The following is a 13,778-nucleotide window of genomic DNA, read 5'->3' as shown; positions in this document are numbered from 1 at the left end:
CGGCGTCGTCGACCGCGCGGTCGGCGGCCGCCCACCAGCCATCCGACGGTGGCCGGTCGGCATCTGGCGGTGGTGGCCCGGCCGCGTCCGGCGGCGGGTCGACGTCCGGAGAAGCGGCAACGTGCGGGGACGCGGCAACGTGCGGGGACGGGTCGGCGTGCGCGGGCGGGTCGGCGTCCGGGGACGCGGCGTGCGGCGGGGCGGCAGCGTGCGGGGACGCGGCGTGCGGCTGCGGGCCGACGTCCGGGAACGCGGCCTGCGATGGCGGCCCGGTGCGCGGTGGCGAGTGGGTGTGCGGTGGCGCGCCCGTGTTCGCCGGCGGGCTCTCCAGGTTCCGCTCGCGGTCTTGTCCGGCGGTGAGCCAGGCGGCGCGTTCGGCCGGATCGGTCACCCACTCCGACGGATGCACGGTCTCCGACCAGTACGGCTCACCGGGCTCGACCGCGTCCCCGACGAACGCCGACCAGCCGGGCAGCCCCGCTCCGCCGAAGTCACCGGCGGCGATCCGCCGTTCGGCCTCGGCCCACCACACCGGATCGTCGAACCAGTCCCCCGACCCGGTCACCACGGCCTCGCCGCCCGGGCCGACCACGTCCTCGTCGGCCCCGGCGCCCGAGCCGATCGGGGCAGCAGCGCCCGCCGCGGCCGGGTGAGCCGTGGTCGGGGTCGAGTCGTGGCCGGCGAAGGCGCGCACCAGCTGACGGGCCATCTCCGCGGGCACCAGCTCCCCGTCCACCTCCGCCGCAGCATCCCCGCCCAGCAGCGTGCCCACCGACGCCACGACGGAGAGCAGCACCCGCACCGGCGGCAGGTCGGTCTCACCCGGTCGCAGCACCAGGTCCAGCAGCGCGTCGACCATCTTCTGCCCCCGCGTCCGCACCGGACCCTCCGGACCGTCCGGACCGTCGGGGTCGTCGGCCAGCGCGTCGGCGCACCGCACCAGCGCGGCGTGCAGCGCCCGCGCCTCGGGCATCGTGCACACCACGGTCAGCGCGGCCATCCCCTCGGCCCGCTCCGGCCGCAGCGAGATCCCCCGCTCCGTCAGCGCCCGGGCCAACCGCCGCGCCGCCGCGGCCGCGTCCCGCTTCGCGACCACCCGGCGGGCCTTGTCCCCCAGCTGGGCCGGGCTGGTCACCTGGTTCCGCTTCGCGACCCAGGCAAGCAGCTCGGCCTCGATCTCCCCGCGCAGCGCGTCATCGGCGACCGGAGCGACCTTGTCGATCAGATGCCACAGATGCCCGGCGTGCAACACCCCCGCTTCCAGCGCCGCCAGCATGGCCGGCAGCCGGTGCACCAGGATCAGCGACTCGGCCAGCAGCCGCTCGGCGCCCTGCTGGGTCAGGTTCAGCGCGATCGCCACCTCCGGCGTCGCCCACTCCGACACCGGGCGCAACACCTCCGCCCGGGCGGCCCAGCGTTCGGCGCTCATCGCACCACGTTCACCCTGGGCGCGGTCGGCTGAAGCCGGCCGGGAAGCGGCGAACGCCGCCACCGCCCGCGCCCGAAGAGCCGTCTGGCGCCCGATCTCCCGATCCGCGGCCTGCACCACCCCCAGCGGGCCCGACGCCCACCCCACAGCAGGCGCGCCAGCACCCGAGGTGCTGGTCTGCGTCCCGCCGTCCATGCTCTCGATCATACGTTCGGACACTGACGGGATCAAGGCCTACGAGCGAGAAAGCGCTGGTCAGCGGCGCAGCGACCGGTTTCGTCGTGGCCGGCTGTCATCATCGCGCCGTGCTGCTCGCCGACGTCGTCACCGCCTCCGCCACGGTGGCGGCCACCCGGTCGCGCACGGCGAAGGCGACGGCCATCGCCGACGTGCTCCGCCGCGCGGACGACGACGAGGTGCAGCCGGTCACCGCATGGCTGGCCGGCGACACCCTGCAGGGCCGGCTCGGGGTCGGCTGGCGGACGCTCGCCCGGCTGACCCACGATGCCGCTCCGGCGCCGACGCTGACCGTCGCCGCCGTCGAACGCGCGCTCACCGAGCTGGCCGGCACCGCAGGCCCCGGGTCCGCAACGAGGCGCGAGGCGACGCTGGCCGGACTGTTCGGCAGCGCCACCGCCGACGAGCAGCGCTTCCTCGTCCGCCTGCTCACCGGTGAGCTGCGCCAGGGCGCGCTCGAGGGCGTGGTCCTCGACGCGATCGCCACCGCGGCCGACGTCCCGGCGGCGACGGTCCGGCGGGCCTTCATGCTGTCCGGGAGCCTGCCCGGCACCGCGGCCACCGCCCTCACCGGCGGAACGCCGGCACTGGTAGCCATCACCCTCCAGGTCGGCCGACCCGTTCGGCCGATGCTCGCCAGCCCCGGCTCGTCCCTGGACGCCGCCCTCGCCGACCTCGGCGAGGACGTCACCGTGGAGCACAAGCTCGACGGCGCCCGCATCCAGGTGCACCGGGACGGCGACGACGTCCGCGTGTGGACCCGCACCCTGCGCGAGGTCACCGACGGCGTCCCCGAGCTGGTCGACCGCATCCGGGCACTGCCGTGCCGCACCGCCGTCCTCGACGGGGAGACCCTCGCCCTGGACGACGACGGCCGGCCGCGCGCCTTCCAGGACACGATGAGCCGCTTCGGCAGCGGCGCCTCCGACGCCGCCGTGCTGCTCAGCCCCTTCTTGTTCGACCTGCTCCACCTCGACGGCCGCGACCTGCTCGACGAGCCGCTGGACGTCCGCCTCGACGCGCTGGCGGAGCTGCTGGGCGGCGAGGAGCACGCCGCGCTGCGGATGCCCGGCGTCCGCCGGCCCACCCCGGAGCAGGCGGCCGGGGTGCTCGACGGCGCCCTCACCGCCGGGCACGAGGGCGTCGTCGTCAAGGACCTCGCTGCGCCCTACGCCGCCGGCCGGCGCGGCCGGGCGTGGCAGAAGGTCAAGCCGGTGCACACCCTCGACCTGGTCGTCCTCGGCGCGGAGTGGGGCTACGGCCGGCGCTCCGGGAAGCTGTCCAACATCCACCTCGGCGCACGCGACCCGGACGGCGGGGAGCCGGTGATGGTGGGCAAGACCTTCAAGGGGATGACCGACGAGCTGCTGAACTGGCAGACGCGGACCTTCCCCGGGCACGCCCGGGAGCAACACGGGTGGGGTGTGCTCCTCGAGCCGGAGCTGGTCGTCGAGGTCGCCCTGGACAGCGCCCAGCGCAGCCCCCGCTACCCCGGCGGGGTCGCGCTGCGCTTCGCCCGCGTGGTGCGGTACCGGCCCGACAAGTCCCCGGCCGAGGCCGACACGATCGACGCCGTGCGCGCGCTGCTCGCCGGCGGCTGAGCCGCACGGCCGGCCCCGACGGGCCAGGCGAGGGATCCGGCGACGGCGGCGAGGACGGTCACCGCCGCCAGCAGGGCGACGCATCCGGCCCACCCGGCCGCCTCGTACAGCGGCGCAGGGGCGACCGCCCCGATGCCGCCGCCGGCGTAGTAGCAGGTCAGGTACAGCCCGACGGCGCTCGACCGCGCGCGCCCCCCGGACTCGGCGGCCTGGCCGGTGGCGCAGGCCTGGGCCGCGAACACGCCCGTCGAGGCCCCCGCCAGCCCGGCGACGACCGCTGCCGTGGACGGCACCAGCGTCAGCGCCAGACCGGCCAGCGAGGTGGCGGTCGCCAGCACGAGGACCACGCGGGGACCGATCCGGGGGACGAGCCGGCCGGTGGACGGCGTGACGACGACGGCGACGAGGAACACCGCGAACACCGCCCCGACCTCGACCGTGCCGAGCCCGAACGGCGGCGCCGCCAGGTGCAGCCCGGCGTAGGTGAAGGCGCCGACCTGGACGAACAGCAGCGCCGCACCGACCAGGCAGGTGCCCAGCAGCCGCCCGTTGCGCAGGTGACCGCCGATGCCGCGCACGCCGGCCAGCAGGCCGCCCGACGGCCGGAAGCGCCGCTCCCGCGGGAGCCAGGCCGCGACGCCGGCCAGGGTCGCCAGCAGGACCAGCGCGAGCGCGACGAAGGACGCCCGCCAGCCCAGCTGCGCGGCGACCGCCCCGGACAGGAACCGGCCGAGGAAGCCGCCGAACGCGGTCCCGGAGACGTACAGGGCGTTGAGCGCGGCGGCGCCGGGACCGGCGACCTCCTCGGCGACGTAGGCCACCGCGACCGCGAAGACGAACGGGACGAGCAGACCCTGGACCGACCGGGCCGCCAGCAGCGCGGAGAATCCGGGCACGGCCGCGCAGGCGACCGTCGCGAGCGCCGTCGCGCCGATCGCCGCCAGCATCACCCGCCGGCGCCCCAGCCGGTCCGACACCGCCCCGGCGAACGGCGCCGCAACCGCCACGCCGAGGGCCGTGGCGCTGACCGTCCAGGCGGTGGAGGTCGCGGGGACGCCGAGGTCGCGGGCGAGCTCGGGCAGCAGCGGCTGGGGAGAGTAGATGGGCAGCAGCGCGGCCAGGCCGAGCAGGAAGACGGCAGCCCGGGCCCGGAGAGACGTGTGCGTCCGGCCGACCGCCGTACCCCGTGCCATCCGGCGTCCCCTCCCCGCGGTCCCCTGCCCACCGCACCACACCGGGCCGGAGCCCGCCCGGCCGGCACCCTGGGCGTGGTCACCCGCACCCTCTAGCGTCGGGACATGGCGATCATCCACCGGGCCGACCTGCGACCGACGAAGCTCGAGCTGGTGGGCGGGTGGGTGCCCACCCGGCCGTGGGGCGGCGCGGCCGCGGGAGCCGGGCTGCAGCAGGTGGCCGCCTACCGTTTCGACGACCCCGAGGGCGAGGTCGGCGTCGAGACCTTCGTCGTCCGCGCCGGCGACGGGAGCCTGCGCCAGGTGCCGCTCACCTACCGCGGCGCCCCGGCGCCCGGGCAGGAGGCGTACCTGGTCGGCACGATGGAGCACTCCGTCCTCGGGCGGCGCTGGGTGTACGACGCCTGCGGCGACCCGGTCTACGTCGCCGCGCTGGCCGGGGCCCTGCTCGCCGGGAGCCCGCAGGCCGAGGAGTTCGTCGAGGTCGACGGGACGCCGGAGCGCCGGGAGCCCAGCGCCCGGGTGACCGGCAGCGGGTCGGCGGGCGAGGTCGGGCCGCTGGAGAGTCCCGTCGTCACCGACTCCGCCGATGCGACGACCGTCTGTGCCGGGGACCTGGAGCTCGTCGTCCGCCGGGTCCTGGACCTGACGGCGACCGCCACCGGCGCGATGCTCACCGGCACCTGGGCCGGCCAGCCCGAGCCGGTGCTGCTGGCGACCGCCCGCTGCGCTCAGTAGCCCGCGACCCGGGGCGCGACCTCGGTGCCCAGCAGCTCGATGCCGCGCATCAGGTCGGTGTGTGCCAGGCGCGGGTTGGTCATCTGCAGCGAGACGCGGTCCACCCCGCCGAGCTGCTCCGACACCCGCCCGAGCTTGGCGGCCACCGTGTCCGGGTCGCCCATGAAGAAGGCGCCGTCCGGCCCACTGGTCGCGTCGAACTGCGCCCGTGTCGGCGAGGCGAAGCCGCGCTCGCGGGAGACCTTGGTGAACATCTCGTGCCAGCCGGGGTAGATCGTGTCGGCGGCGGCCTGGGTGCTCCCGGCGACGTAGCCGAACACGTGCAGGCCCACCTGCAGCCGCTCCGGCGCGTGCCCGGCCTGCGCCCCGGCCCGGCGGTAGAGCTCCACGAGCGGGGCGAACTGCCGCGGCTCCCCGCCGATGATCGCCACCATGAGCGGCAGGCCCAGCAGCCCGGCCCGCACGAAGGACTCCGGCGTCCCGCCGACACCGACCCAGATGGGCAGCGGGTCCTGCAGCGGCCGCGGGTAGACGCCCTGCCCGGTGAGCGCGGGCCGGTGCCGACCGGACCAGGTGACCTGCTCGGACTCGCGCAGCCGCAACAGCAGGTCGAGCTTCTCCTCGAAGAGGGAGTCGTAGTCGGCCAGCTCCAGGCCGAACAGCGGGAACGCCTCGATGAACGAGCCGCGCCCCACCACCAGGTCGACACGCCCCTTCGAGATCAGGTCCAGCGTGGCGAACTGCTGGAAGACGCGCACCGGGTCCGCGGCGCTGAGCACGGCCACCGCGCTGCCGAGCCGGATGCGGGCGGTGCGGGCCGCCGCCGCCCCGAGGATGACCGGCGGCGCCGAGTCGTAGTACTCCGGGCGGTGGTGCTCCCCGATGCCGAAGGAGTACAGCCCCACCTCGTCGGCGAGGGCGATCTCCTCCAGCAGGTGCGCCATCCGCTCCTCGGGACCGATGAGCCGCTCGGTCGCGGGGTCGGTGACCGCTGCGACGAAGCTGTCGACGCCGAGGTGCACGGCTGTCCTCCCAGGGTCGGTTGCGGATCCACTAGTCGATCAGGGCACGGGCGTCGGCGCCGGGCGGCCGGCCAGGACGGCGGCGGCATTGGCCACGGCGAGCCGGCACATCGCGCTGCGGGTGGCCGCCGCGGCGCTGCCCAGGTGCGGGGTGAGGACGACGTTCTCCAGCTCCAGCAGCCGCGGGTCGACGTCCGGCTCGTCCTCGAACACGTCCAGGGCGGCGCCGCCGATCCGACCCTCCTGCAGCGCCGCGACGAGCGCGTCGGTGTCGACGACGCCGCCGCGTGCGGTGTTCACCAGCAGGGCGTGCGGCTGCACCAGCGCCAGCGTCTCCGCCCGGACGAGGTGCCGGGTGTCCGGGGTGAGCGGGCAGTGCAGCGAGACGACGTCGGACCGCCGCAACAGCTCGGGCAGCTCGAGGAACTCCGTCGCCGCCCGCTCGTCGTCGTCCAGCGCGGCGCGGGTCGGCGTGGCCACCACCCGCAGGTCGAAGGCGCGGGCCCGTCGCGCGACGGCCCGGCCGATCCGGCCGAACCCGACGATGCCGAGGGTGGCCCCGGCCGAGAGGTCGAGGCCGACCATCATCCGCGGGCCCCAGACCCACGGGGTGCCGCGGCGGAGGAGGCGGTCACCCTCGGCGATGCGGCGCGCGACGGCGAGGACCAGCCCCATCGTCAGGTCGGCGGTGGCGCGGTCGAGCACGCCGGGGGTGTTGGTGACGACGACGCCCCGCTCCCGGGCCGCGGCGACGTCGACGTTGTCGAAGCCGACGGCGGTGTTGGCGACCACCCGCAGCTGCGGGCCGGCCGCGTCGAGCACCGCGGCGTCCACCCGCTCGGTGAGCGTGCACACCACCGCGGCCGCTCCCGCCACGCCGGCGAGCATCTCCTCCCGCGTCGGCGGCTCCTCGCGGCCGACGACGAGCGGACGGTCCAGAGCGGCCAGCTCGGCCATCGCGTCGCCGGTGAGCAGCCGGGGCACGTACACGTGGTCCTGCTCCTCCACCGCGCTGCTCCCTCCGCCCGCCGCGCCCCGCCTCCCCATCCCGCGGGGTGCGGACACCCGCGTGCCGGAACCGTCGGACGGCGTCGGTAGGTTCCCGTGACCCAGCGCACATCCCTACCGACCAGGAGGTCCCGTGCCGGTCGACCCGTACATCGCCGCACTGCTCACCATGCTCGAGGAGAGCGGCATGCCGCCCATGTACGAGGGGACGCCGGACGCCGGCCGCGCCCAGTACCTGGCACTGAGCGCGGCGCGTGCCCCCGAGCACGTGGTGCCGGTGGCCGCGACCGAGGACACCACCGTCCCCGGTGCCGACGGCGAGCTGCGTGCCCGCGTGTACCGCCCCGAGGGCGAGGGCCCCTTTCCCACCGTCGCCTTCTTCCACGGCGGCGGCTGGGTGATCGGCGACCTCGAGACCCACGACAACACCGTGCGCTCGATCTGCCGCGGCAGCCGGGTGGTCGTCGTCGCGGTCGACTACCGGCTGGCCCCCGAGCACCCCTTCCCCGCCGCGGCCGAGGACGCCGTCGCCGCCGCCCGCTGGATCGCCGCGCACCTCGGCGAGTTCGGCGGGGACGACCGGCTGGCCGTCGCCGGCGACAGCGCGGGCGGCAACCTCGCCGCCGTCGTCGCCCAGACGCTGACTGCCGAGGGCACCCCCCTGGTCGGGCAGCTGCTCGTCTACCCCGCGGTCGACGCCCTCGGCGACTACCCGTCGCGGAAGGAGAACGCCCGGGGCTACTTCCTCGAGCAGCCGACGATGGACTGGTTCTACGGGCACTACGCCGGCGCCTGGGACGACGCGAAGGACCCTCGCCTCTCGCCGCTGCACGCCGCCGACCTCTCCGGGCTGCCGCCGGCCGTCGTCGTCACCGCCGAGTACGACCCGCTGCGCGACGAGGGCGAGGCCTACGGCGAGGCGCTGCGCGCGGCCGGCGTGCCGGTGGACGTCCGCCGCTGCGACGGGCTGATTCACGGCTTCTTCGCCATGGGAGCGGTCTCCCCCGCCGCCCAGGCCGCCGTCGACGAGAGCTGCGCCCGCTTCGGGGAGCTGCTGCACCGATGAGGCCCGCGTGTCCCGGAGCGGCCGCCGCCCCGGGACACGGCGCCGGCCGAGAGGCCGGTACGGAGAGCTGGACCGGGCCGCGGCGACGGCGTAGGAACACGGGGTGAGCCGCATCAACGACGTCGGCGGCATGGTCGGGTTCCCCGCGATCGCCGAGGAGCCGGACGAGCCCGCCTTCCACGCCGACTGGGAAGCGCACGTGCTGGCCCTCAACGCCGCGCTGATCCGGCGCGGCGTCTACAACCTCGACGAGTTCCGCGACGCCATCGAGCGGATGGAGCCCGCGGCCTACCTCGCGAGCTCCTACTACGAGAAGTGGTTCACGGCCATCACCACGCTGCTGGTCGAGAAGGGCGTGGCGACGCCGGAGGAGCTCGCCGCCACCGGGGACGCCGCCGGTGCCTGACCGCTTCGCCCCGGGCGACGCGGTGCGGACCAGCACCGCCGACCCGACATGGCACACCCGGCTGCCGCGGTACGCCCGCGGCGCCGTCGGCCGGGTGGTCGAGCTCGCCGGGCACCACCCGCTCGCCGACGACCGGGCCCGGGGACTGCCGGGGACGACGCAGGCCGTCTACCACGTGCGGTTCGCCGCCGCGGACCTGTTCGGCGACGGCGACCACGCCGTCACCGTGGAGCTCTGGGAGGACTACCTGGAGCCGGCCGATCCCTCGGGAGGGACACCATGAGCGGGGACCACCACGGCAGCTCGGCGATCTCGGAGCGGGTCCGGCACGTCGAGGCGCTGCTCGAGGCGCGCGGCCTCGTGGACGAGGGCGAGATCGACCGGCGCATCGACGAGTTCCTCGCCGGGGGCTCGCCGGCCAACGGCGCCCGGATCACCGCGCGCGCCTGGGTGGACCCGGGCTTCCGGGACCGGCTGCTCGCCGACGCCAACGCCGCGATCAGGGAGGTCGGGCTGTCGATGGCCGGCGGCCTGCAGGAGCAGCGGCTGAAGGTCGTCGCCAACACCGAGGACGAGCACAACGTGGTGGTCTGCACGCTGTGCTCCTGCTACCCGATCGCGCTGCTCGGCCCGTCCCCCGCCTGGTACAAGAGCGAGGCGTACCGCTCCCGGGTCGTGCGGGACCCGCGCGGCGTGCTCGAGGAGTTCGGCCTCGAGCTCCCGGCGGCCACGCGGATCAGCGTGTGGGACGCCAGCGCGGAGTCGCGCTACCTGGTGGTGTCCCGCCGGCCCGAGGGCACCGACGGCATGTCGGAGGAGGAGCTGGCCGGCCTGGTCACCCGCAAGGGCCTGATCGGGACCGCCGCCGTCTGAGGGGCCTGCGGAGGTCAGCCGGAGGACCGCGCGCGCAGCTCGTTCTTCTGCACCTTGCCGGTGGAGGTCTTCGGCAGCTCCCCGTAGACGAACCGCTTGGGCACCTTGAACCCCGCCAGCCGCGACCGCACGAAGGTCGCGAGTTCCTCGTCGGTGACCTCGCTGCCCGGCCGCAGCGTCACGTGCGCGACCGGGACCTCCCCCCACTTCTCGTGGGGCTCGGCGACCACGGCGGACTCCAGCACGGCGGGGTGGGCGTCCAGCGCCCGCTCGACCTCCACGGAGGAGATGTTCTCGCCACCGGAGATGATGATGTCCTTGCTGCGGTCCCGGATCTCGAGGTACCCGTCCGGGTGGACGACCGCGAGGTCCCCGGTGCGGAACCAGCCGGGGCCGCCGTCCGGCCCCGGCAGCGTCGCCTTCGCCGTCGCCTCCTCGTCCCGGTAGTAGCCGAGCATGACGTCGTTCCCGCGGGCGACGATCTCCCCGATCGTCTCCCCGTCGCGGGGCACGTCCGTCCCGTCCTCCCCCACCACCCGCAGCGGTTCGGCGACCACGTTGGCGACACCCTGCCGGGCCTTGAACTCGGCCTGCTGCTCCTGCGGGAGGTCGTCCCACTCGGGGTGCCACTGGTTGACGGCCACCGGCCCGTAGGTCTCGGTGAGCCCGTAGAGGTGGGTGACGTCCATGTTCAGCGCCGACATCCGGGCCAGCAGGGTGGGCGTGGGCGGCGCGCCGCCGGTCTGCACCGCGACCCGCGGGGAGACCGGGCCGGCCTCCGCCTCCTCCGCGTTGGCGATCATGGTCAGCACGGTCGGCGCCGCGCTGAAGTGGGTGATCCCCTCGTCGCGCAACAGTGCCCAGATGCGGGCGGGCTCCACCCGCGGCAGGCACACGTGGGTGGCGCCGCCGGCCGACACCGCCCAGGGGAAGCACCAGCCGTCGCAGTGGAACATCGGCAGCGTCCACAGGTACTGGCTGGTGGGGCCCAGCCCGGTGTGCAGCGCCATCGCCAGCGCCTGCAGGTAGGCGCCCCGGTGGCTGTACATGACGCCCTTGGGCCGGCCGGTCGTGCCGGAGGTGTAGTTGAGCGCCAGCAAGCCCCGTTCGTCGGCGCACCGCCGCGCCAGGGGCTCGGCCGAGGCCAGGAGCTGCTCGTACTCGCCGGCCTCGCCGCCGGCCAGCACCAGCGGGATCCCCACCGCGGCGGCGACCTCGCTGGCGGTCGGGGCGAGCACGGCGTCCGCGACCAGGATCGCGGCGCCGGCGTGCCGGAGGATGTACCCCAGCTCGCCCGCGGAGAGCCGCGTGTTGAGCGGGACCAGAACCGCCCCGGCCCACGGCACGCCGTTGTGCAGCTCCAGCATCGTCGAGCTGTTGGTGCACAGCGCCGCCACCCGGTCGCCGGGCGAGATGCCCCGGGCCGCCAGCGCACCGGCCAACCGCCGGGAGCGGTCGGCGAACTCCCGGTAGGTGAACCGCCGGTCCCCGTCGATCACCGCGGTGCGCTCCGGGAACACCCGCGCGGAGCGCTCCAGGAAGGCGGTGGGGGTGAGCTGGGCGGAACTGAAGGTCGCCACCTGGTCTCCTGAGGGCGCGGTGCGGACGGTTCTGCGTCGGGATTGTCGACGCTGTCCGGCCCGCCCGCTCACCGGCGACGGCTGCGGCCCGGTGGTCGGGTCGGCGGCAGCGTGCGCCTCCGGGCCGCCACCGAGGTGCGCCGGCCGGGGCGTCGTGGTCACCTGGGGCCGAGGCGAGGGACCGGGAGGTGTCGTGGCACGGGTCCACCTGCTGGCGACCGGCGGCACGATCGCCAGCCGCCGCACCGGCGACGGGCTGGCGGCCACCACGCCGGCCGCCGAGCTGCTCGAGTCAGCGGGGCCGCTGCCGGGCCTCGAGGTCACCGTCAGCGACCTCACGACCGTGCCGAGCTTCGCGCTGACCGGCGCCGACGTCCGCGGCCTGCTCCGCGAGGTCCACCGCCACCTGGCCGACGGTGTCGACGGCGTCGTGGTCACCCACGGCACCGACACCATGGAGGAGTCGGCGTTCCTCGCCGACCTGGTGCACGACGACGACCGGCCGGTGGTGTTCACCGGTGCGCAGCGGCCGTTCGACGCACCGGCCCCCGACGGCCCGGCGAACCTGGCCGACGCCCTGCGGGTGGCCGCCGACCCCGCGGCGCGCGGGCTGGGCGTGCTGCTGGCCTTCGACGGCCTGGTCTTCGCCGCCCGCGGCGTCCGCAAGGTGGAGACCCTGCGCAGCGCGGCCTTCGGCGCGCCCGGCCGCGGACCCGTCCTGCGGGTGGCCGGCCGGGCCGTCGTCCCCCTGGCCCGCCCGGCGCGGCCGCCGGCGCTGCCGCTGGACCTGGAGGCCGAGCTGCCGCGGGTCGACGTCGTCGCCTGCTCCCAGGGGGCGGACGACGCCCTGCTGCGCGCCGCGGTCGCGGCCGGCGCGGCCGGGGTCGTGCTGGAGGCGTTCGGCGCCGGCAACGTCCCGCCGCCGGTCGCGGCGGCGGCCGCCGAGCTGGTCGCGGGCGGCGTGCCCGTCCTGGTCTGCTCGCGCGTGCCGGCCGGGCCGGTCGCGCCCCTCTACGCCGGGGGTGGGGCGGAGCTCGCCCGGGCCGGGGCCCTGCTCGGCGGGGACCTGAGCCCGTGGCAGGGGCGGCTGCTGCTGGCCGCCGCCCTGGCAGTGGACCGGCACGACCCGGGCCGGGTCCTCGCCGGCCGGCTCTGAGACACCGACGGATCGAGAGGGGAACGGGCATGGCCAAGGAGATCTTCGTGTCCTTCGGTGTCGACATCGACGCCGTCGCCGGGTGGCTGGGGTCCTACGGCGGGGAGGACTCCCCCGACGACATTTCGCGCGGCCTGTTCGCCGGCGAGGTGGGGGTGCCGCGCATCCTCGAGCTGTTCCGCCGGGAAGGGCTGACCCAGACGTTCTTCTGGCCGGGGCACTCCATCGAGACGTTCCCGGAGCAGTTCGACGCCTGCGTGGCGGCGGGGCACGAGATCGGCGTCCACGGCTACAGCCACGAGAACCCGATCGCGATGACCCGCGAGCAGGAGGTTGCGGTGCTCGACCGCTGCATCGACCTCATCGAGAAGCGGGCCGGACGGCGGCCCACCGGCTACGTCGCGCCGTGGTGGGAGTTCAGCCCGGTCACCAACGAGCTGCTGCTCGAGCGCGGCATCACCTACGACCACTCGCTGATGCACCGGGACTTCGAGCCGTACTACGTCCGGGTGGGCGACAGCTGGACGAAGATCGACTACTCGCAGCCGGCGGAGACCTGGATGCAGCCGCTGGTCCGCGGCCGGGAGACCGAGCTGGTGGAGATCCCGGCGAACTGGCACCTCGACGACCTGCCGCCGATGATGTTCGTCAAGACCAGCCCGAACAGCCACGGCTTCGTCAACCCGCGCGACATCGAGCAGATGTGGACCGACCAGTTCGACTGGGTGTACCGCGAGCAGGACTACGCGGCCTTCACGATGACCATCCACCCCGACGTCGCCGGGCGGCCGCAGGTGCTCATGGCCCTGGAACGCATCATCGCGCACATCAAGGGCCACGACGGCGTCCGGTGGGCGACCTTCGACGAGATCGCGCAGGACTTCCTGCGCCGCTCGCCCCGCCCGGCCTGAGCCGGCCCGGCCGCAGCAGCTCCACCCGGTCACCGAGCATCGCCGAGGCCCACGACCGGAAGTCGGCGTCAAGCCAGCCGGTGGGCTGTGGCCGCGGCCAGCAGGCCCAGTGAGTTCGTCGCCAGGTGCAGCAGGACCGGGGCCAGCAGGCTCCCGCTGCGCTCCCGCAGCTCGGCGAAGAGCACGCCGGCGGCCGCGGTGACCAGGCAGGCCAGCACCACGGCACCGGCGCGGGCCAGCGGACCGTCGACCAGGTCGTTGGCCGCGAGCGCGCTGAGCGTGGGCCGCACGTGCCAGAGCCCGAACACCGCGGCGGACACCCCCACCGCGTCCGCCCGCGGGAGCAGCCGGGCCAGCGCGGCCAGCAGCACCCCGCGGAACGCGACCTCCTCCCACAGCACGGTGCCGAGCGGGATCCGCACCAGCACCTGGCCGGCGAGCTCCCCGCTCCCGAGGCCGGCCGCCCGACCGTCGGCCAGCAGCGGCCGGACCCCGGGCAGCGCCAGCGCCGCCGCGTAGCCGGCCGCTCCGAGCGGTTTCACGATCGTGCTCTAGATC

The 13,778-nt window shown here is 75.7% G+C and carries 14 protein-coding genes; 8 read left to right on the top strand and 6 right to left on the bottom strand.

Annotated features, from left to right (window positions below):
* Positions 1-1,429 (bottom strand): DUF222 domain-containing protein (locus E4P41_RS19010; RefSeq protein WP_135142807.1); only part of this gene is annotated, 1,429 nt, incomplete at its 3' end.
* 305 nt (positions 1,430-1,734) lie between these two features.
* Here E4P41_RS19010 and E4P41_RS19005 point away from each other — a divergent pair.
* On the top strand, positions 1,735-3,267 hold the full coding sequence (locus tag E4P41_RS19005; RefSeq protein WP_135142806.1) for an ATP-dependent DNA ligase: 1,533 nt from the start codon (positions 1,735-1,737) through the stop codon (positions 3,265-3,267).
* On the opposite strand, the gene E4P41_RS19000 is transcribed toward E4P41_RS19005, so the two are convergent.
* Positions 3,153-4,460 (bottom strand): MFS transporter, encoded by a 1,308-nt coding sequence (locus tag E4P41_RS19000; RefSeq protein WP_209307806.1) that lies wholly within the window; start codon positions 4,458-4,460, stop codon positions 3,153-3,155. The genes E4P41_RS19005 and E4P41_RS19000 overlap by 115 nt on opposite strands.
* 105 nt (positions 4,461-4,565) lie before the next feature.
* Here E4P41_RS19000 and E4P41_RS18995 point away from each other — a divergent pair, with 105 nt between their 5' ends.
* A complete protein-coding gene (locus E4P41_RS18995) occupies positions 4,566-5,198 on the top strand; it encodes a hypothetical protein (RefSeq protein WP_135142805.1) in 633 nt (210 codons plus the stop codon).
* Here E4P41_RS18995 and E4P41_RS18990 read toward each other — a convergent pair.
* The gene (locus E4P41_RS18990) at positions 5,192-6,220 is read right to left on the bottom strand and encodes an Atu2307/SP_0267 family LLM class monooxygenase (protein WP_135142804.1); all 1,029 of its coding nucleotides are present in this window, start codon (positions 6,218-6,220) and stop codon (positions 5,192-5,194) included. The genes E4P41_RS18995 and E4P41_RS18990 overlap by 7 nt on opposite strands.
* A gap of 39 nt (positions 6,221-6,259) precedes the next feature.
* On the bottom strand, positions 6,260-7,228 hold the full coding sequence (locus tag E4P41_RS18985; protein ID WP_245177481.1) for a D-glycerate dehydrogenase: 969 nt from the start codon (positions 7,226-7,228) through the stop codon (positions 6,260-6,262).
* Between the two features lie 133 nt (positions 7,229-7,361).
* On the opposite strand from E4P41_RS18985, the gene E4P41_RS18980 reads away from it, so the two are divergent.
* The 4 genes from E4P41_RS18980 to E4P41_RS18970 all read left to right on the top strand — a co-directional run bounded on the left by E4P41_RS18980 (position 7,362) and on the right by E4P41_RS18970 (position 9,573).
* A complete protein-coding gene (locus E4P41_RS18980) occupies positions 7,362-8,294 on the top strand; it encodes an alpha/beta hydrolase (RefSeq protein WP_135142803.1) in 933 nt (310 codons plus the stop codon).
* 103 nt (positions 8,295-8,397) lie between these two features.
* The gene (locus tag E4P41_RS23820; protein ID WP_167761181.1) at positions 8,398-8,700 is read left to right on the top strand and encodes an SH3-like domain-containing protein; all 303 of its coding nucleotides are present in this window, start codon (positions 8,398-8,400) and stop codon (positions 8,698-8,700) included.
* A complete protein-coding gene (locus E4P41_RS23815; RefSeq protein WP_167761180.1) occupies positions 8,693-8,983 on the top strand; it encodes an SH3-like domain-containing protein in 291 nt (96 codons plus the stop codon). The genes E4P41_RS23820 and E4P41_RS23815 overlap by 8 nt, the downstream gene beginning before the upstream one ends.
* Entirely contained in the window at positions 8,980-9,573 is a 594-nt protein-coding gene (locus tag E4P41_RS18970) for a nitrile hydratase subunit alpha (protein WP_135142802.1), read from the top strand. The genes E4P41_RS23815 and E4P41_RS18970 overlap by 4 nt, the downstream gene beginning before the upstream one ends.
* Before the next feature lie 14 nt (positions 9,574-9,587).
* On the opposite strand, the gene E4P41_RS18965 is transcribed toward E4P41_RS18970, so the two are convergent.
* The gene (locus E4P41_RS18965) at positions 9,588-11,153 is read right to left on the bottom strand and encodes an acyl--CoA ligase family protein (protein WP_135142801.1); all 1,566 of its coding nucleotides are present in this window, start codon (positions 11,151-11,153) and stop codon (positions 9,588-9,590) included.
* A 193-nt stretch (positions 11,154-11,346) separates the two neighbouring features.
* Here E4P41_RS18965 and E4P41_RS18960 point away from each other — a divergent pair, with 193 nt between their 5' ends.
* Positions 11,347-12,309, top strand: coding sequence for an asparaginase (locus tag E4P41_RS18960; protein WP_135142800.1), 963 nt, complete (start codon positions 11,347-11,349; stop codon positions 12,307-12,309).
* Positions 12,310-12,338: 29 nt separating this feature from the next.
* The gene (locus E4P41_RS18955) at positions 12,339-13,220 is read left to right on the top strand and encodes a polysaccharide deacetylase (RefSeq protein ID WP_135142799.1); all 882 of its coding nucleotides are present in this window, start codon (positions 12,339-12,341) and stop codon (positions 13,218-13,220) included.
* A 68-nt stretch (positions 13,221-13,288) separates the two neighbouring features.
* Here E4P41_RS18955 and E4P41_RS18950 read toward each other — a convergent pair whose 3' ends face one another.
* A complete protein-coding gene (locus E4P41_RS18950; protein WP_245177480.1) occupies positions 13,289-13,762 on the bottom strand; it encodes a CPBP family intramembrane glutamic endopeptidase in 474 nt (157 codons plus the stop codon).
* Positions 13,763-13,778: the final 16 nt, after the last annotated feature.

Source organism: Geodermatophilus sp. DF01-2 (genome assembly GCF_004571065.1).
Classification (GTDB): Bacteria; Actinomycetota; Actinomycetes; order Mycobacteriales; family Geodermatophilaceae; genus Geodermatophilus.
Note: the sequence above shows the minus strand (reverse complement) of the source record. Positions and strands in the feature narration are given on the sequence as shown.